Source organism: Anaerobiospirillum sp. NML120448, assembly GCF_023050945.1.
GTDB lineage: Bacteria > Pseudomonadota > Gammaproteobacteria > Enterobacterales > Succinivibrionaceae > Anaerobiospirillum.
In genome coordinates, this window is sequence record NZ_JALKIM010000059.1 from 1 (window position 1) to 21,848 (window position 21,848).

Consider the following 21,848-nt stretch of genomic DNA (forward strand, 5'->3'; position numbering starts at 1 on the left):
TAAACACCCCAAGGTGGTTGAGAACTCAATCTCTCTGTGTCGTAATTGTCTCTGCTCAACTAAAACCGAAGTTTCAAGCTCCATCCTGAAAATGAGCTACGCTCATTTTAGGATGGAGTAGTTGACATTAAACCTAATCTCTAATTTTTGTTAAAACGTACTCGGCTAAAGCAACAGGCACTTCACCAACTACAGAGTACTCATAGTTGATACTATTCTTTCTTACAACGGACAATGAGCCATTAGTAAGAACAGGATAGAAAATGGAGCTTCGCTTATTTCGATACACTCTAAATGAGGTGATACCATCTGAGTATTCTTGATAAATACACTCTGGGCCACCTTCAATATATTTGCCATGGGCAACTAAAGTATAAACGCTTGGAATATTTAATTCTGGCCAAATAAGCTCTTGTATACTATCAGCCCCTGCAATACTATGATCCTTATCTTGCTCAGTTATACTTTTCATAATACTGCTATCATGCCCATCTTTATTTAAGCTAGCGCCAGCACCTTGAGCATCATTCACAACTATTTCACCCAGCGAAGCTTGAGCAGACTCAAAATTTTGTGGTGAAAAATTTTTAGAGTTTGCCAGATCATTATTAAGTGTGACCTTATCTGAAATTAATTTTGATGTTTCATTAACCTCTGATGATTTAACCTGTTTACTACTAAATCTTTCATTTTGATTGCTACTTAAATGATTTTTGTTATTAGCAAATGCATTATCAAAAACATGGTCTTTGATAGGAAAATCAACGCCACCAATAATGCGACTTTCCATAGTAGTAAGTCGTGAAGCTACGGCACCTTTATTGTCAATCAAGGTTAACTCAACAGGAAAATCAGACTCGTCCTCTTTTGCCAAAATAAAGGAAAATCTTAGTCCCTCTTGAGGGATCAGGCGAATTAAGCTTACTCTTTTGCCCATAACTCTTGTTCTACCAGTAAGAACACAAGAGTAGTTTTTTAGCTCTTTTTGTGAACCAAATAAATTGTCCCAAATTAAGGTAGGATGCCAAGTTAATGGCAGTGTATTAAAGGCAGAGTTTGAATAGTCAAAACCTTTGCCATTGCGTAATGCATACCCCCTAACATCACCATTAAGACTTTGCCACAGAACATAATGATTTCCATTAGAAGCAGAGCTTTGTAAAGTTATAAAAGGAGAAAGGTTGCCATCTCCAGTCATAACAATTACTGACTGGGCGGTAGTCCCCATAACTCTATCTCTAATCTCTTTAAAAGAGGTCATGCATAGACTTGCTGCATCTTGTCCATTAGCATCTAAAGAATTATCAACATTAGCAAAACTTTGCGCACTAGTAATTAATGTTAAAGATAAAAGAAAAAATTTTAGTACTCTAAACATAGAACTAATATCCTTACAGCAGTTACGCCTTTAATCTCATTATCAAATTTTAGCAATTTCTAGGCTAATTGCTAATAAAAAAGCCACTTAGTATCAATAAGACGCTAAGTGGCTTTTCTTTTGAGGTTTAATCGACTACTGGTTAGATGCAGTATCCATTACATAACCTTTTAAATAAATATTAATTTTTTCAATTTCTTCTTGGCGCTTTTGCTTTAGATCAGCATGATAGCCTTGATTAACTCCATTTTCTGAGTTTTGTAGGCTATCTACATTCAAAACAATGTCACTATCATTGTTTTGATAGCTGGCTAAGCTTAAACCTACTACAGGGCCAACATTGTTAGAAGCAGTAGTAGCAATATTATCCATGCTCTGCTCAGAGGCATTGTAAGTTTGCAAGCCAATTACAGCTACAGTTGCTACTGAGGCAGCAATAGCAATTTGTGAAGCAAAAATACCAATCTTCTTAAAGTTGATAGCTTTAGCTTTCTTATTCTTAGCAATAGCAGCTAAATTATCCTTGGTATTAACAGAAGCCTGATCCAAGAGCACTTCATTGTGAGTAGCTTGACTATTGAAAGAAGTTTTAAGCATTGAAGGCAGATCATCATTGTCCTCATATGGAGGAACCCATGATGTAATAGGATCTTCCTTGGCAATCTGAGCCATGACCTTATCAGAAAAGTTAAGATCAACTTGTTTAGGAAGCTCATTACGTAAAGCGCTTCTGATCAATGCCCAATTTTTCAAGTGTGACTTAACCTCATTTGAGGCAAGTACTGAGCTATCCTCGGAAAATTGCTGATGGCACTGTCCATCAAAAAGCTCCGAGGCTCTTATAAGATGCTCGTTATTTTTTGATGACACGTTTTGCATATACTGCTCCAAACTAATTTCCTTGTGAAAACTGAGCTAATCTATCTTCAATAAATTGCCGTGCACGAAAAATTCGTGATCTTACAGTTCCGATAGGTGTGTCCATAATTGAAGCGATATCCTCATAAGACATTTCTTCAACTTCACGGAGTACAATAGCTCGTTTTAAATCCTCTGGAAGGTCTTCCATGGCCTGACTAACAATCTTATGTAGTTCATCTGATTCAAGTAAGGCATCAGGCGAATCGTTTGAGATTAATAAACCTTTTACGTCTTGCTGATTATCAAATTCAGGGTCATCAACATCAACAGAGTAGCGATGTTTTTGATTTTGCTCTAAATAAGACTTGGCAGTATTGCTTACAATACGATAAAGCCATGTATAAAAAGAGCTTTCACCCCTAAAATTAGCAAGCGCACGATACGCCCTAATAAAGGATTCTTGTGCTATATCATTGGCATCAACATAATTATTTACATACTTATATGCTATATCGCATACCTTATGTTGATAACGTAACACCAAGATGTTGTAGGCCTCTTTGTCACCTTGCTGCACTCTTTCGACGATAGCTTGATCGCTAGCAGCTGTAGTGTTCTCTAGAGCTGTTTTTCTCGTCCTTTGCATTCAATGTATCCATCCAACATCTATTTCACTTATTTAGACAGGTTTAAAAAAATTAAGTTCCCAAACTGGTTTCAATATTTCATATATTTGCAAAATCACATGATCTGCTGCGCAAAGCAACTATATTAAAACCTAAGTTTCTGACCAGACATAAGCACAATAATTTAGTTTTGTTTGCTTATACCTAATTAGAGTGCTCATTATAGACTAAAACAATGACCTATTCTGATTTTGAATAATTTTTAGTCGCTTATTAAAAATATAGTGATTTATAAATAGCTCTTAATTAATGCCTCCAAACGGTGCAAGTTTCTATTAATTTGCCCCTGTTTTTTTGTGGATCTAAAATTAATTCATCATGTCTTTTGTTTTGTACAGGCTTAATTAATTTAGCCAGCTTAGCAATAACAGCTCTTGCTCTCTTGTATTAACAATTAAGTATAAATCTATGCTGTTTTACTGAGTTTTTTTAACTCCATTTAAAAGGGTCGCTCATGAACTACACAACAGACTGTCTCATTATCGGAAGTGGCGCAGCAGGACTTACCTTAGCCTTAGGTATAGCAAAAAAGGCAAAAGTTATTGTTCTTTCCAAAGCAGATGTTTGCGCAGGCTCAACTAACTACGCTCAAGGTGGCATTGCTGGTGTATACAATATCAAAGATGACCAAGACTCTATTGAGAATCATGTTAAAGATACATGTATTGCTGGCTCATTTATCTGTGATGAAAAAGTAGTTCGTTATGTAGCAGAGCATGCCCAAGAGTCTATTCAATGGTTAATTGATGCTGGTGTTCCTTTTGATCAAAAAGAAGAACCAGCTAAAAAAGATCAATCTCCTTACCACCTACACCGTGAAGGTGGCCACTCCAATCGCCGTATTTTCCACGCTGAAGACCACACTGGTCGCTCTATCCAAGAAACCTTAGTTGCTCGTGCTAAAGAAAATCCAAATATTACTATCTTAGAAGATCGCTATGCTATTGATTTGATTACCACCAAGAAATTAAATCTTCCTGGTAATCGTGTTTTGGGCGCATATGTATTAAATGAAAAGAGCGATCATGTAGAAACTATTAAAGCTCGTTATGTTGCTCTATGTTCTGGTGGTGCATCTAAGGTATATCAATATACCTGTAATCCTGAGGTAAGCTCTGGCGATGGTATTGCTATGGCGTGGCGTGCAGGTTGTCGCGTAGCCAATATGGAATTTAACCAATTCCACCCTACCACCCTTTACAATGCAGCCGATCGTAACTTCTTATTAACCGAAGCCCTAAGAGGCGAAGGTGCAACTTTAGAGCGCAAGGATGGCACTCGCTTTATGCCTGAATACGATGAGCGCTGTGAATTAGCCCCTCGTGATATTGTTGCTCGTGCTATTGATCATGAAATGAAGAAGACTGGTGCTGATTGTATGTACCTCAACATCAGTCATAAGCCTGCTGACTTTGTTAAAAAGCACTTCCCAACTATTTATGAAAGATGCTTAAAGGTTGGTATCGATATTACTAAGCAACCAATTCCTATTGTTCCAGCCGCTCACTTCTCTTGTGGCGGTGTAATGGTTGACAACAAGGGCCGCACCGATATTCAAGGCTTATATGCTATTGGTGAAGTGGCTTATACAGGCCTACATGGAGCCAACCGCTTAGCCTCCAACTCTCTACTTGAGTGCGTTGTTTATGGTCAGGCAGCTGCCAAAAACATGTTGAAGCATTTAGATGACGATGAGTGGGGTGATGATGGCATAGAGATCCCAGCTTGGGATGAGAGTCGTGTAAGTGACTCAGATGAGGAGGTTATTATTACTCACAACTGGCACGAACTACGTCTTATGATGTGGGATTACGTTGGTATTGTACGTACTAACAAGCGTCTTGAAAGAGCTATGCACCGCATCAACCTGCTTAAGAATGAGGTTACCGAGTACTACTCTAACTTTAAGGTTTCAAAAAACCTATTAGAGCTACGTAACTTACTTCAGGTAGCTGAAATCATTGTACGCTCTGCTCAAGAGCGTAAAGAATCAAGAGGCCTTCACTACTCTTTAGATTATCCAAATCAGCTTGAGCACTCAGGTCCAACTATTTTATCTAAAGACTGCATTGATAAGTAATCTTTGAGTTTTTATTCTTTGTATATTTTGGGCATCCTTTGTGATGCCCTTTTTATTTAAAAAAACTGGGTATTTTACTAAAATGTTTCTATGTGATAATTAAGATAGATTCTTTTTGATAAAAGGAGCTTACTATTAAAGGCATACTCTTAGCTGGCGGAAGGGGAACTCGTTTATACCCTCTTACTAAGACTATATCTAAACAGCTTTTGCCAGTTTACGATAAACCAATGATTTTTTACCCTTTATCAACACTAATGTTGTTTGATATTAGGGAGATTCTTATTATTTCTACTCCTGAAGATCTGCCTAATATTGAACGCTTATTAGGCAATGGTTCTACCTTAGGACTATCTATAAGTTATGCTATACAAGAAGAACCTAGAGGAATAGCAGAAGCTTTTATCATTGGTGCATCCTTTATAGGAGAAGATAACGTATGCCTAATCCTAGGAGACAATATCTTTTATTTGGGCGAACATATAAATAAATATGTGGATGCCATACATAAGCACGAACACTCCCAAGCTACAATTTTTGCCTATCATGTATCAAATCCTAATAGATTTGGCGTTATAGAGTTTGATAATAACTTTAACGTCAAAAGCATTGAGGAAAAACCAATAAATCCTAAATCTAATTTCGTTTCTGTAGGCTTGTACTTTTACCCAAGTGATGTCATTGCAAAAGCTAATAAACTAAGTCCATCAAAACGCAATGAACTTGAGATCACAGACCTAAACAATATGTATCTTAAAGAAGGTAGGCTGCAAGCATTGCCTTTACTAAGAGGAAACGCATGGTTAGATGCAGGAACACCAGATTCTCTTATGGACTCTAGTAACTTTGTCCAAATCATTGAAAAAAGACAAGGCTTAAAAATAGCTTGCTTAGAAGAAATAGCCTATAAAAAAGGCTATATAAATGCAGATCAGCTAGAAGGTATTATTAACAATCTAACTGACGGAAACTATAAAGACTACCTAATTAAAGTGTTGGCTGACGAATATGAATTTTATTAAAACTGATATTTCTGGTCTCATTATCGTCGAGCCTAAAATTTTCTCTGATTGTAGAGGACATTTTTTTGAGTCCTACAATCAAAAGGAATTTAGTGCACATGGTATTGATATAAATAACTCTCAGGATAATCAATCCCTCTCATATCAAAATGTTTTGCGAGGAATGCATTGTCAACTTAATGGTCATGAACAAGCTAAATTAGTTAGAACCATTCATGGGTCTATACAAGACATAGTTGTTGATATTAGAGTAAACTCACCAACATTTGGAAATTGTTTCAGCATTGAGTTGAATTCTGATAATTGTTTAAGCCTATATATTCCAAAGGGCTTCTTACATGGTTTCTTAACTTTAAGTACAACAGCTATAGTTTCTTATAAGTGTGATTCTTTTTACTGCCCTAGCTCGGAGTTTACAGTTCAATTTGATGATCCTGACTTAAATCTTCCTTGGCTAAGAAATGATGTTATTCAATCTGACAAAGATAAAGCAGGCAAAAGCTTTAAAGAATTATGCAAAGTGATTGGGCAAACAACTAAATAATAACGACGTGCTTTGTGAAGCATGTTGGGAGGAGTGTAATGGCTATATCAATTTTAGTTACTGGTGGTGCAGGATTTATAGGGTCAAACTTTGTACCTTACTTTTGTAGAAAGTACCCAAATTATCACCTAATAGTGCTTGATAAGCTAACCTATGCAGGCAATCTAGACAATTTGCATGAGTGCCAAGGTCTAATTAACTACACCTTTATCCAAGGCGATATCTGCGATCCTGTTTTAATGGGCAATCTATTTCACTCTTTTGATATTAGAGGTGTGATTCACTTTGCTGCAGAAAGCCATGTAGACAACTCAATAAATGATCCAAGATCATTTATTGATACTAACATTGTAGGAACATTCAATCTTTTACAAGCAGCATATAACTATTGGATGGAAGCCCCACATAAAATTAGACCAGGTTTTGAAAATTGCCGCTTTCATCATATTTCAACAGATGAAGTATATGGCTCTTTAGGTAAGGAAGGAGTGTTTACAGAGCTTTCTAAATACGCTCCAAACTCGCCATACTCTGCAAGTAAAGCCAGCTCAGATCTAATGGTTAGATCATATTTTAAAACTTATGGTTTGAACGTAACTACTTCTAACTGCTCAAATAACTTTGGCCCAAAACAGCATGTTGAAAAGCTGATCCCTAAAACTATTCATAATTGTTTAAACCTAAAAGAAATTCCTATTTACGGTTCAGGCAATAACATTCGTGATTGGATTTATGTATTAGATCACTGCGAAGCTATAGACCTAATATTCCATAAAGGACAAGCAGGAGAGATTTACAATGTGGGCAGCAATAATGAACTTGATAACTTATCAGTAGTTCAAAGTATCTGCCAATATATGGATTATTTATGTCCAAGATCAGATGGCGGCAAATATGAATCGCTAATAACTCATGTGGCCGATAGGGCAGGGCATGATTTTAGATATGCTATTGATTCAACTAAAATTAAAAACGAACTTGGCTGGGAGCCAAAATATACTTTCGAAAAAGCTCTAAAATCAACAGTTTTTTGGTATATAAAAAACTAAATAAAAAAACACGGCAGGGAAACCTAGCCGTGTTTTTTAATATTCATGTAAGCCATTTGCTTACTTATCACAAGGAGTCGGGATTAGCCCTGACGTTGCTTGTGCTTTGGATTATCGCAGATGATGCGAACTACACCGTGGCGACGAACCACTTTGCAGTTACGGCAAATCTTCTTAACAGAAGCACCTACTTTCATGATATCAACTCCGTTTTGTGGACAGCTAAGCATTTAAATTAATGCTCAGCAAGATTCTTTAACGTCCGTAATTCCTGAGGTTTGCCTTACGCATAAGGTCGCCATATTGCTGGTTCATACGATGGCTCTGTAACTGAGCTACGAAGTCCATGATTACTACAACAATAATCAGTAATGATGTACCGCCGAAATAGAACTGAACGTTAAACCAGTTCATTAGGAGCTGAGGTACAAGACATACTAAAACCATGTAAATCGAACCTGAAAGAGTCAAACGAGTCATTACTTTATCAATGAATCGTGCAGTTTGCTCACCAGGACGAATACCAGGAATAAATGCACCACTCTTCTTTAAGTTCTCAGCAACTTCACGTGGATTAAACACTAAAGCTGTGTAGAAGAAAGTAAAGAATACAATTGCTGCTGCATAAAGGAGCTCATAAAGAGGCTGACCTGGCTGCAAGAATAAAGAAACTTCTTGCAATACGTTAGCAACAGCATTCTCACCTTGACCAAACCATGAAACGATGGTGCCAGGGAATAAAATGATCGAGGAAGCGAAAATCGCTGGGATCACACCTGACATATTGATCTTTAAAGGTAAGTTGCTACGTGGTTGTGAAATAATACGGTTGCCCATCTGACGCTTGGCATAGTCGATTGAAATTCGACGCTGTCCACGCTCGACGAACACTACGAAGAAGGTAACTACGACCACTACCACGCCGATGATCAGCAGTGCGATGGTGGATAAATCACCTTGACGTGCCTGTTCAATAGTTGAAGCAAGTGCAGAAGGAAGTCCTGCCACAATACCTGCAAAAATGATCAGAGAAATACCGTTGCCGATACCACGCTCAGTAATTTGTTCACCAAGCCACATCAAGAACATAGTGCCAGTCACCAAGGAAACGGTAGTTACAAAGTAAAAACCAAATCCTGGATTATCAACCAAACCAGGCATCATATTCGGGATGCCTGTAGCAATACCTACTGCTTGTAGAGTTGCTAAAAATAAGGTTGAAACACGTGTGTACTGAGTGATCTTGCGTCTACCTGACTCACCTTCTTTACGAAGTTCAGCTAAGGTAGGGTTAATCACTGCCAATAATTGGATGATAATCGACGCAGAGATATAAGGCATGATACCTAATGCTAAAACAGATGCACGCTCTAACGCGCCTCCGCTAAACATATTGAACATGCCAATGATGGTTCCGCTCTGATCATCAAAAAGTCGCTGCAAGACGTCAGCATTGACTCCAGGCACTGGAATGTAGGAACCAAGTCTAAACATAATAAGACCGATTACTACAAAGAGCAGGCGAGAGCGTAACTCAGAGTTTCCGCCTTTAGCTGCCTGTGCTTGTGCTTCGCGACCCTTTTCTAGGAGCGATTTTCTAGCCATGCAAATCTCCAAAGAGCGCACCTAGTGCGCTCCGCGATTACTTGTTCTTGGCAGCAGCCTTTTCAGCCTTGTCTTTCTTAGCTGGCTTAACGATGCCAGTAGCAGCTAACTTGTCTTGAAGCATCTTGTTCTTGCTTGCGCTACGAACAGCTGACTTCTCACGACGAGCAGCAGCAGCTAAGGTGTAAGATGCAACCTCTACGGAACCACCAGCAGCCTCAATAGCAGCCTTGGCGCCACGGGTTACGCCTAAACCCTTAACCTCAACCTTACGAGTGAAGTTAGGTACCTTAGAAAGAACGATCTTAACGTACTTGATCTTCTTGTTGATCAAACGTGCCTTTAAAAGGCTTGCCATGTCAACTACGTCACCCTCAATGCGGTTTAAGTCATTGAGTAAAACCTCAGCGGTGAGGTCAGACTTTGGTGAGTAGAAGCCAAACTTTGGCAAACGGATCTTTAAAGGCATCTGACCGCCTTCAAAGCCTGGGCGAACGTTAGGGCTCTTACGAGCACCAGAACCCTTGATACCGCGACCACAGGTCTTGCCGAGGCCAGAACCGATACCACGGCCTACACGAACGTGCTTACGGTGGGAGCCTTCTGCTGGCTTAAGAGTATTAAGACGCATATTGATATTACTCCTCAACCTTAATCATGTAGCTAACCTTGTTAATCATACCGCGAACAGAAGGAGTATCCTCTAACTCAACGGTGTGACGAATACGACGTAAACCAAGGCCACGAATAGTAGCAACGTGATCTGGCTTACGGCCGATGATGCTACGTACTTGGGTAACTTTGATGGTTTTCTTCTCGGCCATTTTTTACTCCAAGATTTCCTTAACAGAAAGACCACGCTTTGCAGCGATCTGCTCAGGAGTACGCTGAGAAGCTAAGGCAGCAACAGTAGCACGAACTACGTTGATTGGGTTGGTAGAACCATAGGTCTTAGCTAAAACATTACGTACACCAGCAACTTCGAGCACAGCACGCATAGCACCGCCAGCGATAATACCAGAACCTTCAGAAGCAGGTTGCATGTATACCATAGAGCCAGAGTGCTCACCCTTAACAGCATGGAAAAGGGTACCGTCATTTAAAGAAATGTTCTTGTTAATGTTACGGCGAGCTTGCTCAATAGCCTTTTGAATTGCAGCAGGAACCTCGGAGGCCTTGCCATAGCCATAGCCTACGCGGCCATTGCCATCACCAACAACAGTTAAAGCGGTGAAAGAGAAAATACGACCACCCTTAACTACCTTGGCTACGCGATTTACAGCGACTAACTTCTCCTGAAGCTCGCCAGCTTGAGTTTCATCTTTGTGTTGCATTGAAGTACACTCCTAGAACTTGAGGCCAGCTTCACGAGCAGCATCAGCTAGAGCTGCAACACGGCCGTGATACTTGTAACCAGAACGGTCAAAAGCTACGCTCTCAACCTTAGCGGCTAAGGCACGCTCGGCAATGGTCTTACCAATTACCTTTGCAGCCTCAATATTACCGGTATACTTGAGCTCCTTTACTAACTCCTTCTCTAAGGTGCTAGCGCAGGCTAATACGCGGCTATCCTTGTCAATAATTTGAGCGTAGATGTGACGAGGAGTGCGAGTAACGACGAGGCGAGTAACACCCAACTCGTGCATCTTAGCGCGTGACTTAGTAGCACGACGGATGCGAGATTGTTTCTTATCAAACATGGTTTTTACCTCAATCCTTACTTCTTCTTAGCTTCCTTGATACGGACTACTTCGTCAGAGTAGCGGATACCCTTGCCCTTGTAAGGCTCTGGAGCGCGGTAAGCGCGGATATCAGCAGCAACCTGACCTAAGAGAGCCTTATCAAAGCCCTTAAGGATAATTTCAGTCTGAGATGGGGTCTCACAAGTGATACCCTCTGGAAGCTCATGATTTACTGGGTGAGAGAAGCCTAAAGCTAAGTTTAGAACATTACCCTTGGCTTGAGCACGGTAGCCCACACCAACGAGGTTTAACTTCTTCTCGTAGCCCTTATCAAGGCCTACTACCATGTTCTGCAATAAAGCACGGGTGGTGCCAGATTGCATGTTTGCCTCAGCAGACTCATCGGCAACAGCAACGTGAAGTGCGTTGTCAGAGAAAGTAACCTTCACCTTATCGTGAGCGGTTAACTGCATTTGGCCCTTCTTGGATTTAATGGTGATTAATTGGCCGTCGATGGAGACCTCGACGCCTTGAGGAACTAAAATTGGTTCCTTAGCAATACGTGACATGTCCCCTCCTTATGCGACGTAGCAAATAACTTCGCCGCCTAAACCGTCCTTACGGGCGGCACGGTCGGTCATTAGGCCTTTAGAGGTAGAAATTACCGCAATGCCTAAGCCATTCATAATGCGTGGAAGATCGCGGCACTTCTTGTAAATGCGAAGGCCAGGACGTGAAACGCGCTGAATCATCTCTACTACTGGCTTGCCCTCGTAGTACTTGAGACCAATCTCGAGTACCTTCTTGGTATCGCCGGTTACAGTAACAGAGGCAATGTAGCCCTCTTTTAACAATAAGTTAGCGATAGCAAGCTTTTGCTTTGAGGAAGGCATGGACACCATAACCTTGCCAGAAGCTTGGCCGTTACGAATACGGGTCAGCAAATCCGCAATAGGATCTTGCATGCTCATGTGTGTCTCTCCTCTTACCAGCTAGCCTTGTGAAGGCCAGGAATTTCACCACGCATCATGTGCTCACGGAGCTTAATACGGCATAAGCCGAACTTGCGTAGGTAACCATGTGGACGGCCAGTCTCAGCACAACGATTGCGCTGACGGCATGGGCTTGAATCGCGTGGCAATGCAGCTAAGGCTTGTACAGCTGCAAAGCGCTCTTCATCAGAAAGAGATACACTGGAAATCTTTTGCTTGAGCTCTTGGCGCTTTGCAAAATACTTATTAGCAAGGCGCTCACGCTTGAGCTCACGGTTCTTCATAGAAGTCTTAGCCATATTTAGGTTCGTCCTAATTACTTAGCCTGAGTGCGGAATGGGAACTTGAAAGCCTCTAATAAGGCACGACCCTCTTCATCAGTCTTGGCGGTAGTGGTGATGGTGATGTCAAGGCCACGAATAGTGTCAACCTTGTCATAGTCGATCTCTGGGAAGATGATCTGCTCGCGGACACCCATTGAATAGTTGCCACGACCATCAAAAGACTTGGAAGATAAACCACGGAAATCGCGGATACGTGGGATAGAGATTACAATTAAACGCTCTAAGAATTCCCACATGCGCTCACCACGTAAAGTTACCTTACAACCGATTGGGTAACCTTCACGAATATGGAAGCCCGCTACAGACTTGCGAACCTTGGTGATTAATGGCTTCTGGCCAGAGATAGCGGCCATATCGCGTGCTGCGTTCTCGAGAACCTTCTTATCAGCAACAGCCTCACCAACACCCATGTTAAGGGTGATCTTCACAATCCGAGGGACTTGCATGACTGTTTTGTAACCAAACTTTTCAGTTAAAGCTTTGATTACTTCCTGCTTGTATTGATCATGCAGTTTCGCCATCGTTATTACTCCTGAATAAAACTGCTATTAAGCCTTAGTTGGAATGATTTCGTTGTTAGACTTGAAGAAACGAACTTTCTTGCCATCTTCGAAACGGAAACCAACCTTATCAGCTTTGTTAGTGCTTGGGTTTAAGATTGCTACGTTAGAGATATCGATTGGGGCTTCTTTAGTTTGCTTGCCACCTTCGATACCCATTGCTGGGTTAGCTTTAACGTGCTTAGTTACGAGGTTTAAACCCTCAACTAATACTTTGTGATCTTTGGTTAGAACGGAAATTACTTTACCAGTCTGACCTTTGGACTTGCCAGCGATCACGATAACTTCATCATTGCGGCGGATTTTCGCTGCCATGTTTATACCCCTTAAAATTAGAGTACTTCTGGAGCTAAAGACACAATCTTCATGAACTGCTCACCGCGAAGCTCACGGGTAACAGGTCCGAAAATACGAGTGCCAATTGGCTCATGCTGGTTGTTTAATAAAACAGCAGCATTGCTATCAAAGCGGATGACAGAACCGTCAGCACGGCGAACACCCTTCTTGGTACGCACTACTACGGCATCAACAACATCGCCCTTCTTGACTTTGCCACGTGGGATTGCTTCTTTGACAGACACCTTGATAATGTCGCCAATAGCAGCATAACGGCGGTGAGATCCACCAAGGACCTTAATGCACATTACGCTACGAGCACCCGAGTTGTCAGCAACGTCGAGCATGGTTTGCATCTGGATCATTTAAGAATGCTCCAAGGTTAAATAAACAATAGTATCCCTCTCAATAAGTTAGAGGGCGCTGAATGATACCATGAAAATCAGACTTTAGCAAGTTTTTGTGCTTTATATCTCAATTTTTTATTAAATTAATTTTAAAACACCAAATTTTCATCTTAGTCATATGCGCCATGGACTTAATAGAGCAGGGCATGATAGCTAATAAAATTTCAAAGCCGATACTATACAGCTTTTTTACAAATAAAAAAAGGATCCTTTTGAATACTCAAAAGAATCCTTTTTGTTAAATTAGACTAAAATTTAGTCTAAAAGCGATTATTCTGCCTTTTCGAGAACAGAAACTAAAGTCCAAGCAATGGTCTTAGCAACTGGACGGCACTCTTGGATCTCTACGAGATCGCCCTTGCGTGCGTCGTTGTTTACGTCCTGTACGTGGAACTTAGTAGTACGCTTTAAAATCTTTCCGTAGATTGGGTGCTTAACACGGCGCTCTACAGCTACGACGCAAGCCTTTTGCATCTTATCGCTAACAACGCGACCACGGAGGGTGCGTGCTACCTTTTGAGTGTTCTGAGTATCAGACATTTAGCACACCTCTATTGAGCGCTTTGAGCGCGAAGCTTCTCAGATAAAACAGTGTTAACACGAGCAATGTTGCGACGAACCTTGCGAATGTTATCGGTCTGGCCTAACTGATTTAACTTGTGTTGGAAACGGAGATTGAATTGCTCACGCTGAAGGTCATTAAGTTCAGTCTTAAGCTCTTCAACGGACTTAGCACGTAACTCACTTGCCTTCATTAGATCACCGCCTTACGAACGAAAGTAGTGGTAACAGATAACTTAGCAGCTGCAAGACGGAAAGCCTCACGAGCTACTTCCTCTGGAATACCGCTTAGTTCAAAGAGTACCTTACCTGGTTGAATTGGGCATACCCAATACTCAACAGTACCCTTACCTTTACCCATACGAACACCGAGAGCCTTCTGAGTGATTGGCTTGTCTGGGAACACACGGATCCAAACCTTACCAACACGCTTCATCTCACGAGTGAAAGCACGACGAGCAGCTTCGATTTCACGAGCAGTAATTTGACCGCGAGAAGTTGCTTTTAAACCGTAGTCGCCGAAGGATACTTCGCTTCCTGCGTAGGCTAAGCCCTCGTTACGACCCTTCTGGGTCTTGCGATACTTTGTACGCTTTGGTTGTAACATTTATTCTATCCTCCGTTACTCAGCAGCTGGGGCCTCAGCAGCCTGGGCAGGCTTCTTTTGACCCTGAGCGCGGTCGTTGCGACCACCACGGCGGTTGTTGCGAGCACCGTTGTCGTTACGACGACGGCCCTTGCGATCGGCTGGAGCATTTGCATTACGCTCTTCAGTCTCTTCCTGGTTGAGAGGTAATTGACCTAAAACCTCACCCTTGAAGATCCATACCTTAACGCCGATAACACCGTAAGTAGTTACAGCCTCGGATAATGCATAGTCGATATCAGCACGTAAAGTGTGTAATGGTACACGGCCTTCACGTAACCACTCGGAACGAGCGATTTCTGCACCGCCTAAACGGCCAGATACTTCAACCTTGATACCCTTAGCACCAACACGCATAGCGTTTTGGATAGCCTTCTTCATAGCACGGCGGAACATTACGCGGCGCTCGAGCTGAGAAGCGATAGAGTCGGCTACTAACTTAGCATCGAGATCAGGCTTACGAACTTCGCTGATGTTAACCTGAGCTGGAACACCTGCGATGTCAGTAATCTTCTTGCGAAGCTTTTCAACGTCTTCGCCCTTCTTGCCAATGACGATACCAGGACGAGCAGTGTGAATGGTTACACGAATGCTCTTAGCTGGACGGTCAATAACAATCTTAGAAACAGATGCGTTCTTAAGTTCTTGGGTTAAGTACTTACGAACTTCGAAATCGCTCTTGATATTGGCTGGGAAATCCTTGGTGGATGCATACCAGACCGATGAGTAAGGCTTAGTAATACCAAGTCTTATTCCAATCGGATTTACCTTCTGACCCATCTTAAGCTCCTGTTAGCGCTCAGCAACGTAAATGGAAATGTGAGAGGTTCTCTTCACAATACGATCAGCACGGCCTTTGGCACGTGGCATTATGCGCTTAAGAGATGGACCCTCATCGATCATGATGCGAGAAACAATTAACTTGCTGCTATCTAAACCAGCATTGTTCTCTGCATTGCTAACGGCAGACTTTAATACCTTATTGATTAAAGCTGCAGCCTTACGTGGGCTGAACTTTAAGAGGTCAAAAGCCTGATCAACAGGCATACCGCGTACCTGATCAGCAACTAAACGTGCCTTTTGGGCAGAAGTACGAGCAAAACGATGTACAGCCTTTACTTCAGTCATTGTCTTTACTCCTACTTACCACCCTTCTTGTCCGTAGCAGCGTGACCACGGAAAGTGCGGGTAGGGGCGAATTCACCCAACTTGTGACCAACCATTTCATCGGAAACGTAGACAGGTACGTGCTGACGGCCATTGTGCACAGCAATCGTCATACCGATCATGGCAGGAATAATCATTGAACGGCGAGACCAAGTCTTAATTGGCTTCTTATCAGCGCCAGTAGCTGCCTGTTCAACCTTCTTCAATAAGTGCGCGTCAATGAACGGGCCTTTCTTTAAAGAACGTGGCATGTTATTTCCTCACTAACGATTAACGGTGACGAACAATGTACTTGTCAGTACGCTTGTTCTTACGGGTCTTGAAGCCCTTACATGGGGTACCCCATGGTGAACGAGGCTGAATACCCTTGTTGCGGCCCTCACCACCACCGTGTGGGTGGTCGATTGGGTTCATGGACATACCGCGAACGGTAGGACGAACACCGCGCCAACGGTTAGCACCAGCTTTACCTAATTGACGGAGCATATGCTCTGAGTTGCCTACTTCACCGATAGTTGCACGGCCGTTAGCAAGAACGCGACGCATTTCACCAGAACGCATACGTAAGGTTACATAGTCACCCTCACGAGCAAGAATCTGGCAGAAAGTGCCTGCAGAACGAGCAAACTGAGCGCCCTGACCTGGTACTAACTCAACGTTGTGAACGTTGGTACCAACAGGGATATTGCGGAGTGGTAAGGCGTTACCAACCTTGATTGGTGCACCGTCACCGCTCATGATCTTGTCGCCAGCCTTTAAGCCCTTAGGAGCTAAGATGTAGCGACGCTCACCATCAGCATAAACAACTAATGCAATGTGAGCAGAACGATTTGGATCGTACTCAAGACGCTCTACGCGACCCTCGATACCATCCTTTTGACGCTTAAAGTCGATTAAACGATAGCGCTGCTTGTGACCACCACCGATGTGACGGGTAGAGATGTGACCGTAGTTGTCACGACCACCAGTCTTACGCTTCTCAACTACGAGTGATGGACATGGACCACCTTTCCACAGATCAGGATTCTTGATCTGAATTACATGGCGACGACCTGCGGAGGTAGGCTTAGTCTTAATGATAGCCATTAGTTGCTCTCCTTGTCAGCTGCCTGAGAGGTGAAGTCGATCTTCTCGCCCTCAGCTAAGGTTACATAGGCCTTCTTCCAGTCGGAACGACAGCCGTAACCGTGAGCAGAACGACGCTTCTTGCCGAGTACATTTAAAGTACGAACAGCACCAACATCTACGCTGAAGATAGTCTCTACAGCCTGCTTGATCTCTTGCTTAGTAGCATCCTTAACAACCTTGAAAACGTAGGTGTTAGTTTGCTCAGCTCTTGCGCTCTTCTCAGTAACGATAGGTGCGCGAAGGATGTTCATTAAACGAGCATTCATCATTTGGTGATATCCTCCTCAACCTTCTTGAGAGCAGCGGCGGTAATTAATACCTTGTCAAAGCCTACAAGATTTACAGGGTTGAATGAAGCGGTGCCTGGCTGGCATACTTCAACCTTGTAAAGGTTACGAGCAGCTAAGAATAAATTCTCATCAAACTCTTCAGTTACGATCAAGACTTGCTTTAACTCAAGATCCTTGAGCTTGCTTACTAAGGTCTTGGTCTTGTGGTTCTCTAACTTTAAGTCCTCAACAACGACTAAGCGATCTTGACGAACTAACTCAGAGAGAATGCTCTGCATAGCAGCGCGGTACATCTTACGATTTACCTTCTGAGACCAATCTTGTGGCTTAGCAGCAAATACGGTACCACCAGCACGCCATAATGGAGAACGGGTAGAACCAGCACGAGCACGGCCAGTACCCTTCTGGCGGAAAGGCTTCTTGCCGCCGCCTGAAACCTCAGAACGGGTCTTTTGCGCTTTAGTTCCTGCACGAGCGGTACTTAGGTAAGCAACAACTACCTGATGTACCAGCGCTTCATTGAACTCGCGACCAAAGGCACTATCAGATACCTCTAGTGGCTTGCCAGCGCCAATCATCTTTAATTCCATGATTCCTTTACCTCAGGTTAAGCTTTAACACTTGGCCTTACGATGAGATCCCCGTTATTGGCACCTGGAACAGCGCCCTTTACGAGGAGTAGGTTGCGCTCAGCATCGATGCGAACGAGGTCTAAGCACATAACAGTGACCTTCTCGCCGCCCATGCGACCAACCATCTTCTTGCCCTTAAACACGCGACCTGGAGTCTGGTTTTGACCAGTAGAGCCAGGAACACGGTGGGAACGTGAGTTACCGTGAGTAAAGTCCTGAGTACGGAAGTTGTAGCGCTTTACGGTACCAGCAGTGCCCTTACCTTTTGACTTGCCAGTTACATCAACTTTAGTGATGCCTTCTAAAGCGTCTACCTTAATCTCAGAGCCAACTTGATACTTTTCAAGCTCGGAAGGCTCTAAACGGAACTCCCATAAACCGCGACCTGCGGTGACACCAGTCTTAGCGAAATGACCGATTTCAGCCTTGGTCATACGTGAAGCTTTACGCTCACCAGTGGTTACTTGAATAGCGTTGTAACCATCAGTTTCCTGATTCTTGATCTGGGTGACGCGATTAGCCTCAACCTGGATTACGGTTACTGGAACTGACTTACCGTCCTCGTTAAATACGCGGGTCATTCCAAGCTTGCGGCCAATTAAACCGATTGACATTGTAATTTTCCCCCTCGTTAGCGAAGGCTGATTTGAACATCTACGCCAGCAGCAAGATCAAGACGCATTAATGCGTCAACAGTCTTCTCTGTAGGCTCCACGATGTCTACTAAGCGCTTGTGAGTACGAATTTCATACTGGTCACGAGCATCCTTGTTGACGTGTGGGGAGATGAGGATGGTATAGCGCTCCTTGCGAGTTGGGAGCGGGATCGGACCGCGTACCTGAGCGCCAGTGCGCTTAGCGGTTTCAACGATTTCAGCAGTCGAATGATCGATTAATCTGTGGTCGTATGCCTTGAGGCGGATCCGAATTCTTTGGTTCTGCATTACAGACTCCGAAAAAACAAAAAGAACATGTAGGCACATGCCTTCCTATCCTTATTCACTTTTTACAGAATAAAGATAAGAGGATGCTCTACTAAACAAATCTCCCAAAATTAGGGAGAGTATCTCAGCCACAGTACGTTACTGGAGGGCTGGACTGTGCAATATCAAACTATATAACCACTGTGATGTGGCGCACAGATTTTGGGCTTATTATACTGATATAAATCGCTTTTGCAAGAAATTTTTTAAATCTTTTGCAAATTTTATTTTATTCTGACATATGGGAGATATTCAATTATTTACGTTAAACTAATAGTTTTGCTGTATGTTGAGGGTCATTATCTAAGCAAATTTTGATAAATAACGAACTGTCTCCCCCTACATCTGTTTATTATGCAAAATACAGCTTAATCTAATATTATTCCCTAAAAACTCATTTAAGAGATTCATCTATGGATAAGGATCTTATTTCAGTTATTGTTCCTGTATTTAATGCTGCTTCTTATCTAGAAAGTAGAATTGCCAACCTTATTAATCAGACATACCCAAATGTCGAATTTATTTTTATCGATGATTGCTCTACCGATAATAGCTTTGAGTTATTAAAAAGTATTCAGCAAGCACATCCTAATAAGGACATTAAGATTTTTGAAAATCAACAAAACTTAGGACCAGCCGATACTAGAAATAAAGGTCTAGCACTCTCTTCAGGAAAATTTGTTTACTTTGCAGATGCTGACGATATTGCTGATATTAGTCTTTTAGAAAAAGCACACAATAAGCTTGTAGAAGAGCAGTCTGATGTTGTGTTTTTCGCATACCAGCAAGTTGAAAAAGATAAAATTAAAAACTACCCAATTCCATCTGAGGTTTTATATGTATCTACACACTCATCTATAAATGACTTAAAGAAGCTGTCATTTCGTATGAGTTATACTCCTTGGTCAAAAGTTGTTCGCAAAGAATTTTTATCCAATAACAACATTCAATTCCCAGATATTCGCTTTGGTGAAGACATGTGTTGGACAATGCAAGTTTTGCAATATGCAAACAAAGTTAGTTTTCTTAATGAGTATCTTTACAAACATGTTATTACTGAAGGCTCTTTATCGTCTGGAAAATATGCGATACAGATGTTTGATTACTACAAAATCCTTAAAGATACTTTTAATAAGTTCCTGAACTCTGCATACTAAAGTAACCTCTAAACAACAAATTTTAATAAAACCCTATATATATCTTGTTTTCAAGGGACAAGACTAGAGGTTAACCTATTGTTAGGTAACCTCTACAATTTTTTGATAAATGCGATATATAAGGCAAATCTACTTTGAGGTTACTTTAGTATGCAGAGTTCAGGAAGTTTAATTGCTCAGAGGTCCTTCAAAAAGAGCTTGTAATACACATTATGATAGCTTATAAAGGTTTTATAGGTCATATAGACAATGCTAAACAAAAAGAATTAGCAAAAGCTTTATTTGACTTGCCTGAAATACAAAATCTCGAGCAAGAACTTTTGGGATATTCAATGTGGGAAAAGTATCCTTTCTATAAACTAATTCCCAAAGGAACTTTTAAAGTTAGAGCTCGCTTAAAGGATCGTTATTCAGATTTCAAACTAATGAAATTTGTTTTGGATACAAAAAGCTTACTGCTTTAAAAACAAAAAGAGCGCCGAAGCGCTCTTTTTTATGGGTAAAGCAAAAGCTTTAGTTCGAACTAATATTACTTGCTTAAGGAAGCAGCGATAAAGTCCTTAAGGTCAGCCTTAGAGATAGCACCAACGCGCTGACCAACCATCTCACCATTCTTGAAAACTAATAATGTTGGGATGCTCATAACTTGCCATTGAGTAGCAGCCTGCTGGTGATCATCAATATTGATCTTGCAAATCTTAACGTCATCCTGCTCATTAGCAAGATCGTCTAAGATAGGGCCAACCATACGGCAAGGACCACACCATGGGGCCCAGAAGTCGAGTAAAACTGGCTTATCAGACTTTAAAACCTCAGACTCAAAAGTATCATCAGTAAGATGTACAATTTTGTCGCTCATATATCTACTCCTAAGTAATTACGCTGTTGGATATCTTAGCACACACTCAAGCTAAGCATACCTACCATGTGTTGCTAGTTGACAAAGTGAACTTCTCCCTCCAAACCTTGCGATTATGGAGGGAGCTTCTTGGGTTGGTTACTAGGTTCCCTTTTATGAGACCTCCTTACTCACTCTTAGGTTACCATAATTATTAAGTTCCCTTAATAACCTCGCCAAATCTCATACGGTCAAAGAGTTAACCGCATCGGCTGGCACACGCAGCCGCTATCTACGATAGTCCTTTACAGAGACATTTCGGATACATTTATTATATAAGCGCCTCATCGAGTAAAAAGCACTTGTAAGGAGCTTGGTTGACTATGAACAACTCCATTATTCATGGAGATTCTTACCTTGATTATTAAGTCGCCCTAATAACCTAAACAATATTGTCAAAGGGTTATCCTTTTCGGCTGGTATATACGCTAATTCTTAGCATTTTGGATCAGTAACCTATTATACTTTTTGACTGATTATTTTAATGGTTAAAAACAAGCTTATTTAAAAGGAAAACAACTGAGTTTATTAAATAGTATATGGAAATAGTGTCCAAATTAATATGTAGGATATTGATCAAAGCAGATCAATATATTTTGGATCATATAATGATACTATTTAAAAAACTTTCCTTTAAACCAGCATATATATCACCTTTTAATTAAGTGGGTCAAAAATACAATAGGATAATGATCCAAAAATCAGAGAATTAGCGTATATACTGCCGCATTTAAGTATCCCCTTTACAGGATCATCGCCAAATGCTTTTCTTATGATATTAATACTGCCATTAACATCAGCATTGAGTAATGCACCATTTTTAGCTTTATAGAGTCCGCGT

32 protein-coding genes and 2 pseudogenes are annotated in these 21,848 nt (G+C 41.5%); 6 read left to right on the forward strand and 28 right to left on the reverse strand.

The annotated features are described in order from the left end of the window. Nucleotides 1-133 precede the first annotated feature (133 nt). The 3 genes from MXE38_RS09230 to MXE38_RS09240 all read right to left on the reverse strand — a co-directional run bounded on the left by MXE38_RS09230 (nucleotide 134) and on the right by MXE38_RS09240 (nucleotide 2,885). On the reverse strand, nucleotides 134-1,378 hold the full coding sequence (locus MXE38_RS09230) for a sigma-E factor regulatory protein RseB domain-containing protein (protein ID WP_246914145.1): 1,245 nt from the start codon (nucleotides 1,376-1,378) through the stop codon (nucleotides 134-136). 135 nt (nucleotides 1,379-1,513) lie between these two features. Next, nucleotides 1,514-2,257 (reverse strand): sigma-E factor negative regulatory protein, encoded by a 744-nt coding sequence (locus tag MXE38_RS09235; RefSeq protein ID WP_246914147.1) that lies wholly within the window; start codon nucleotides 2,255-2,257, stop codon nucleotides 1,514-1,516. A 13-nt stretch (nucleotides 2,258-2,270) separates the two neighbouring features. Further along, nucleotides 2,271-2,885 (reverse strand): sigma-70 family RNA polymerase sigma factor, encoded by a 615-nt coding sequence (locus tag MXE38_RS09240; RefSeq protein ID WP_246914149.1) that lies wholly within the window; start codon nucleotides 2,883-2,885, stop codon nucleotides 2,271-2,273. Between the two features lie 494 nt (nucleotides 2,886-3,379). On the opposite strand from MXE38_RS09240, the gene nadB reads away from it, so the two are divergent. From nadB to rfbB, 4 genes are all read left to right on the forward strand, one after another. Next, complete coding sequence (gene nadB, locus MXE38_RS09245) at nucleotides 3,380-5,005, forward strand: L-aspartate oxidase (protein ID WP_246914151.1); 1,626 nt, start codon at nucleotides 3,380-3,382, stop codon at nucleotides 5,003-5,005. A 134-nt stretch (nucleotides 5,006-5,139) separates the two neighbouring features. After that, on the forward strand, nucleotides 5,140-6,027 hold the full coding sequence (gene rfbA, locus MXE38_RS09250) for a glucose-1-phosphate thymidylyltransferase RfbA (RefSeq protein ID WP_348647379.1): 888 nt from the start codon (nucleotides 5,140-5,142) through the stop codon (nucleotides 6,025-6,027). Next, the gene (gene rfbC, locus MXE38_RS09255; protein WP_246914153.1) at nucleotides 6,014-6,571 is read left to right on the forward strand and encodes a dTDP-4-dehydrorhamnose 3,5-epimerase; all 558 of its coding nucleotides are present in this window, start codon (nucleotides 6,014-6,016) and stop codon (nucleotides 6,569-6,571) included. The genes rfbA and rfbC overlap by 14 nt, the downstream gene beginning before the upstream one ends. Nucleotides 6,572-6,609: 38 nt before the next feature. Continuing rightward, complete coding sequence (gene rfbB / locus MXE38_RS09260; protein ID WP_246914155.1) at nucleotides 6,610-7,620, forward strand: dTDP-glucose 4,6-dehydratase; 1,011 nt, start codon at nucleotides 6,610-6,612, stop codon at nucleotides 7,618-7,620. Nucleotides 7,621-7,703: 83 nt separating this feature from the next. Here rfbB and rpmJ read toward each other — a convergent pair whose 3' ends face one another. The 23 genes and pseudogenes from rpmJ to rpsJ form a co-directional block, all read right to left on the reverse strand. Then, complete coding sequence (rpmJ, locus tag MXE38_RS09265) at nucleotides 7,704-7,817, reverse strand: 50S ribosomal protein L36 (protein ID WP_027940176.1); 114 nt, start codon at nucleotides 7,815-7,817, stop codon at nucleotides 7,704-7,706. 58 nt (nucleotides 7,818-7,875) lie between these two features. Beyond that, on the reverse strand, nucleotides 7,876-9,225 hold the full coding sequence (gene secY, locus MXE38_RS09270; protein ID WP_246914157.1) for a preprotein translocase subunit SecY: 1,350 nt from the start codon (nucleotides 9,223-9,225) through the stop codon (nucleotides 7,876-7,878). 196 nt (nucleotides 9,226-9,421) lie between these two features. After that, nucleotides 9,422-9,856 (reverse strand): annotated as a pseudogene (gene rplO, locus MXE38_RS09275) (50S ribosomal protein L15); the annotation flags it as partial. A gap of 7 nt (nucleotides 9,857-9,863) precedes the next feature. After that, on the reverse strand, nucleotides 9,864-10,049 hold the full coding sequence (rpmD, locus tag MXE38_RS09280; RefSeq protein ID WP_027940179.1) for a 50S ribosomal protein L30: 186 nt from the start codon (nucleotides 10,047-10,049) through the stop codon (nucleotides 9,864-9,866). A 3-nt stretch (nucleotides 10,050-10,052) separates the two neighbouring features. Further along, nucleotides 10,053-10,559 carry a 30S ribosomal protein S5 gene (gene rpsE / locus MXE38_RS09285; RefSeq protein ID WP_246914160.1) on the reverse strand — a complete coding sequence of 169 codons (507 nt, stop codon included), beginning with the start codon at nucleotides 10,557-10,559 and terminating at the stop codon, nucleotides 10,053-10,055. A gap of 12 nt (nucleotides 10,560-10,571) precedes the next feature. Next, nucleotides 10,572-10,925, reverse strand: a complete 354-nt coding sequence (rplR, locus tag MXE38_RS09290; RefSeq protein WP_246914162.1) for a 50S ribosomal protein L18 — start codon at nucleotides 10,923-10,925, stop codon at nucleotides 10,572-10,574. Nucleotides 10,926-10,942: 17 nt separating this feature from the next. After that, a complete protein-coding gene (rplF, locus tag MXE38_RS09295; RefSeq protein ID WP_246914164.1) occupies nucleotides 10,943-11,476 on the reverse strand; it encodes a 50S ribosomal protein L6 in 534 nt (177 codons plus the stop codon). Between the two features lie 9 nt (nucleotides 11,477-11,485). Next, nucleotides 11,486-11,878 (reverse strand): 30S ribosomal protein S8, encoded by a 393-nt coding sequence (rpsH, locus tag MXE38_RS09300; protein ID WP_246914166.1) that lies wholly within the window; start codon nucleotides 11,876-11,878, stop codon nucleotides 11,486-11,488. A gap of 14 nt (nucleotides 11,879-11,892) precedes the next feature. Then, a complete protein-coding gene (gene rpsN / locus MXE38_RS09305) occupies nucleotides 11,893-12,198 on the reverse strand; it encodes a 30S ribosomal protein S14 (RefSeq protein ID WP_246914168.1) in 306 nt (101 codons plus the stop codon). A gap of 17 nt (nucleotides 12,199-12,215) precedes the next feature. Beyond that, nucleotides 12,216-12,764, reverse strand: a complete 549-nt coding sequence (rplE, locus tag MXE38_RS09310; RefSeq protein WP_246914170.1) for a 50S ribosomal protein L5 — start codon at nucleotides 12,762-12,764, stop codon at nucleotides 12,216-12,218. A gap of 27 nt (nucleotides 12,765-12,791) precedes the next feature. After that, nucleotides 12,792-13,118 carry a 50S ribosomal protein L24 gene (gene rplX / locus MXE38_RS09315; protein WP_246914172.1) on the reverse strand — a complete coding sequence of 109 codons (327 nt, stop codon included), beginning with the start codon at nucleotides 13,116-13,118 and terminating at the stop codon, nucleotides 12,792-12,794. Between the two features lie 17 nt (nucleotides 13,119-13,135). Beyond that, complete coding sequence (gene rplN / locus MXE38_RS09320; protein WP_246914175.1) at nucleotides 13,136-13,504, reverse strand: 50S ribosomal protein L14; 369 nt, start codon at nucleotides 13,502-13,504, stop codon at nucleotides 13,136-13,138. Nucleotides 13,505-13,816: 312 nt separating this feature from the next. Beyond that, nucleotides 13,817-14,086: a 30S ribosomal protein S17 gene (gene rpsQ / locus MXE38_RS09325; RefSeq protein WP_246914177.1), complete on the reverse strand. Its 270-nt coding sequence runs from the start codon at nucleotides 14,084-14,086 to the stop codon at nucleotides 13,817-13,819. Nucleotides 14,087-14,097: 11 nt separating this feature from the next. Then, complete coding sequence (rpmC, locus tag MXE38_RS09330) at nucleotides 14,098-14,301, reverse strand: 50S ribosomal protein L29 (protein WP_246914179.1); 204 nt, start codon at nucleotides 14,299-14,301, stop codon at nucleotides 14,098-14,100. Next, on the reverse strand, nucleotides 14,301-14,714 hold the full coding sequence (gene rplP / locus MXE38_RS09335) for a 50S ribosomal protein L16 (protein ID WP_246914180.1): 414 nt from the start codon (nucleotides 14,712-14,714) through the stop codon (nucleotides 14,301-14,303). Before rplP ends, rpmC begins: the two co-directional genes overlap by 1 nt. A gap of 15 nt (nucleotides 14,715-14,729) precedes the next feature. Beyond that, entirely contained in the window at nucleotides 14,730-15,533 is an 804-nt protein-coding gene (gene rpsC / locus MXE38_RS09340; RefSeq protein ID WP_246914181.1) for a 30S ribosomal protein S3, read from the reverse strand. 12 nt (nucleotides 15,534-15,545) lie between these two features. Beyond that, entirely contained in the window at nucleotides 15,546-15,881 is a 336-nt protein-coding gene (rplV, locus tag MXE38_RS09345) for a 50S ribosomal protein L22 (protein WP_246914182.1), read from the reverse strand. Between the two features lie 11 nt (nucleotides 15,882-15,892). After that, nucleotides 15,893-16,171: a 30S ribosomal protein S19 gene (gene rpsS, locus MXE38_RS09350; RefSeq protein WP_246914183.1), complete on the reverse strand. Its 279-nt coding sequence runs from the start codon at nucleotides 16,169-16,171 to the stop codon at nucleotides 15,893-15,895. Between the two features lie 19 nt (nucleotides 16,172-16,190). Continuing rightward, entirely contained in the window at nucleotides 16,191-17,006 is an 816-nt protein-coding gene (gene rplB, locus MXE38_RS09355) for a 50S ribosomal protein L2 (RefSeq protein WP_246914184.1), read from the reverse strand. Further along, nucleotides 17,006-17,317 (reverse strand): 50S ribosomal protein L23, encoded by a 312-nt coding sequence (gene rplW, locus MXE38_RS09360; protein ID WP_246914186.1) that lies wholly within the window; start codon nucleotides 17,315-17,317, stop codon nucleotides 17,006-17,008. The genes rplB and rplW overlap by 1 nt, the downstream gene beginning before the upstream one ends. Then, nucleotides 17,314-17,928 carry a 50S ribosomal protein L4 gene (rplD, locus tag MXE38_RS09365; protein WP_246914189.1) on the reverse strand — a complete coding sequence of 205 codons (615 nt, stop codon included), beginning with the start codon at nucleotides 17,926-17,928 and terminating at the stop codon, nucleotides 17,314-17,316. Before rplD ends, rplW begins: the two co-directional genes overlap by 4 nt. 17 nt (nucleotides 17,929-17,945) lie before the next feature. Further along, complete coding sequence (gene rplC / locus MXE38_RS09370; protein WP_246914191.1) at nucleotides 17,946-18,584, reverse strand: 50S ribosomal protein L3; 639 nt, start codon at nucleotides 18,582-18,584, stop codon at nucleotides 17,946-17,948. 17 nt (nucleotides 18,585-18,601) lie between these two features. After that, nucleotides 18,602-18,913, reverse strand: a complete 312-nt coding sequence (gene rpsJ, locus MXE38_RS09375; protein ID WP_021890106.1) for a 30S ribosomal protein S10 — start codon at nucleotides 18,911-18,913, stop codon at nucleotides 18,602-18,604. 452 nt (nucleotides 18,914-19,365) lie between these two features. On the opposite strand from rpsJ, the gene MXE38_RS09380 reads away from it, so the two are divergent. Beyond that, complete coding sequence (locus tag MXE38_RS09380) at nucleotides 19,366-20,109, forward strand: glycosyltransferase (RefSeq protein ID WP_246914193.1); 744 nt, start codon at nucleotides 19,366-19,368, stop codon at nucleotides 20,107-20,109. A 212-nt stretch (nucleotides 20,110-20,321) separates the two neighbouring features. Then, nucleotides 20,322-20,573 carry a hypothetical protein gene (locus tag MXE38_RS09385; RefSeq protein WP_246914195.1) on the forward strand — a complete coding sequence of 84 codons (252 nt, stop codon included), beginning with the start codon at nucleotides 20,322-20,324 and terminating at the stop codon, nucleotides 20,571-20,573. A gap of 65 nt (nucleotides 20,574-20,638) precedes the next feature. Here MXE38_RS09385 and trxA read toward each other — a convergent pair whose 3' ends face one another. Both trxA and MXE38_RS09395 read right to left on the reverse strand, forming a co-directional pair. After that, nucleotides 20,639-20,968 (reverse strand): thioredoxin, encoded by a 330-nt coding sequence (gene trxA / locus MXE38_RS09390; protein WP_246914197.1) that lies wholly within the window; start codon nucleotides 20,966-20,968, stop codon nucleotides 20,639-20,641. Nucleotides 20,969-21,664: 696 nt separating this feature from the next. Continuing rightward, nucleotides 21,665-21,848: pseudogene (locus MXE38_RS09395) on the reverse strand (hypothetical protein); the annotation flags it as partial.

What these genes read in the sequence shown, in the direction of transcription:
- MXE38_RS09230 (WP_246914145.1), bottom strand. Translation starts at nt 1,378, where the DNA reads ATGTTTAGAGTACTAAAATTTTTTCTTTTATCTTTAACATTAATTACT.
- MXE38_RS09235 (WP_246914147.1), bottom strand. Translation starts at nt 2,257, where the DNA reads ATGCAAAACGTGTCATCAAAAAATAACGAGCATCTTATAAGAGCCTCG.
- MXE38_RS09240 (WP_246914149.1), bottom strand. Translation starts at nt 2,885, where the DNA reads ATGCAAAGGACGAGAAAAACAGCTCTAGAGAACACTACAGCTGCTAGC.
- nadB (WP_246914151.1), top strand. Translation starts at nt 3,380, where the DNA reads ATGAACTACACAACAGACTGTCTCATTATCGGAAGTGGCGCAGCAGGA.
- rfbC (WP_246914153.1), top strand. Translation starts at nt 6,014, where the DNA reads ATGAATTTTATTAAAACTGATATTTCTGGTCTCATTATCGTCGAGCCT.
- rfbB (WP_246914155.1), top strand. Translation starts at nt 6,610, where the DNA reads ATGGCTATATCAATTTTAGTTACTGGTGGTGCAGGATTTATAGGGTCA.
- rpmJ (WP_027940176.1), bottom strand. Translation starts at nt 7,817, where the DNA reads ATGAAAGTAGGTGCTTCTGTTAAGAAGATTTGCCGTAACTGCAAAGTG.
- secY (WP_246914157.1), bottom strand. Translation starts at nt 9,225, where the DNA reads ATGGCTAGAAAATCGCTCCTAGAAAAGGGTCGCGAAGCACAAGCACAG.
- rpmD (WP_027940179.1), bottom strand. Translation starts at nt 10,049, where the DNA reads ATGGCCGAGAAGAAAACCATCAAAGTTACCCAAGTACGTAGCATCATC.
- rpsE (WP_246914160.1), bottom strand. Translation starts at nt 10,559, where the DNA reads ATGCAACACAAAGATGAAACTCAAGCTGGCGAGCTTCAGGAGAAGTTA.
- rplR (WP_246914162.1), bottom strand. Translation starts at nt 10,925, where the DNA reads ATGTTTGATAAGAAACAATCTCGCATCCGTCGTGCTACTAAGTCACGC.
- rplF (WP_246914164.1), bottom strand. Translation starts at nt 11,476, where the DNA reads ATGTCACGTATTGCTAAGGAACCAATTTTAGTTCCTCAAGGCGTCGAG.
- rpsH (WP_246914166.1), bottom strand. Translation starts at nt 11,878, where the DNA reads ATGAGCATGCAAGATCCTATTGCGGATTTGCTGACCCGTATTCGTAAC.
- rpsN (WP_246914168.1), bottom strand. Translation starts at nt 12,198, where the DNA reads ATGGCTAAGACTTCTATGAAGAACCGTGAGCTCAAGCGTGAGCGCCTT.
- rplE (WP_246914170.1), bottom strand. Translation starts at nt 12,764, where the DNA reads ATGGCGAAACTGCATGATCAATACAAGCAGGAAGTAATCAAAGCTTTA.
- rplX (WP_246914172.1), bottom strand. Translation starts at nt 13,118, where the DNA reads ATGGCAGCGAAAATCCGCCGCAATGATGAAGTTATCGTGATCGCTGGC.
- rplN (WP_246914175.1), bottom strand. Translation starts at nt 13,504, where the DNA reads ATGATCCAGATGCAAACCATGCTCGACGTTGCTGACAACTCGGGTGCT.
- rpsQ (WP_246914177.1), bottom strand. Translation starts at nt 14,086, where the DNA reads ATGTCTGATACTCAGAACACTCAAAAGGTAGCACGCACCCTCCGTGGT.
- rpmC (WP_246914179.1), bottom strand. Translation starts at nt 14,301, where the DNA reads ATGAAGGCAAGTGAGTTACGTGCTAAGTCCGTTGAAGAGCTTAAGACT.
- rplP (WP_246914180.1), bottom strand. Translation starts at nt 14,714, where the DNA reads ATGTTACAACCAAAGCGTACAAAGTATCGCAAGACCCAGAAGGGTCGT.
- rpsC (WP_246914181.1), bottom strand. Translation starts at nt 15,533, where the DNA reads ATGGGTCAGAAGGTAAATCCGATTGGAATAAGACTTGGTATTACTAAG.
- rplV (WP_246914182.1), bottom strand. Translation starts at nt 15,881, where the DNA reads ATGACTGAAGTAAAGGCTGTACATCGTTTTGCTCGTACTTCTGCCCAA.
- rpsS (WP_246914183.1), bottom strand. Translation starts at nt 16,171, where the DNA reads ATGCCACGTTCTTTAAAGAAAGGCCCGTTCATTGACGCGCACTTATTG.
- rplB (WP_246914184.1), bottom strand. Translation starts at nt 17,006, where the DNA reads ATGGCTATCATTAAGACTAAGCCTACCTCCGCAGGTCGTCGCCATGTA.
- rplW (WP_246914186.1), bottom strand. Translation starts at nt 17,317, where the DNA reads ATGATGAATGCTCGTTTAATGAACATCCTTCGCGCACCTATCGTTACT.
- rplD (WP_246914189.1), bottom strand. Translation starts at nt 17,928, where the DNA reads ATGGAATTAAAGATGATTGGCGCTGGCAAGCCACTAGAGGTATCTGAT.
- rplC (WP_246914191.1), bottom strand. Translation starts at nt 18,584, where the DNA reads ATGTCAATCGGTTTAATTGGCCGCAAGCTTGGAATGACCCGCGTATTT.
- rpsJ (WP_021890106.1), bottom strand. Translation starts at nt 18,913, where the DNA reads ATGCAGAACCAAAGAATTCGGATCCGCCTCAAGGCATACGACCACAGA.
- MXE38_RS09380 (WP_246914193.1), top strand. Translation starts at nt 19,366, where the DNA reads ATGGATAAGGATCTTATTTCAGTTATTGTTCCTGTATTTAATGCTGCT.
- MXE38_RS09385 (WP_246914195.1), top strand. Translation starts at nt 20,322, where the DNA reads ATGATAGCTTATAAAGGTTTTATAGGTCATATAGACAATGCTAAACAA.
- trxA (WP_246914197.1), bottom strand. Translation starts at nt 20,968, where the DNA reads ATGAGCGACAAAATTGTACATCTTACTGATGATACTTTTGAGTCTGAG.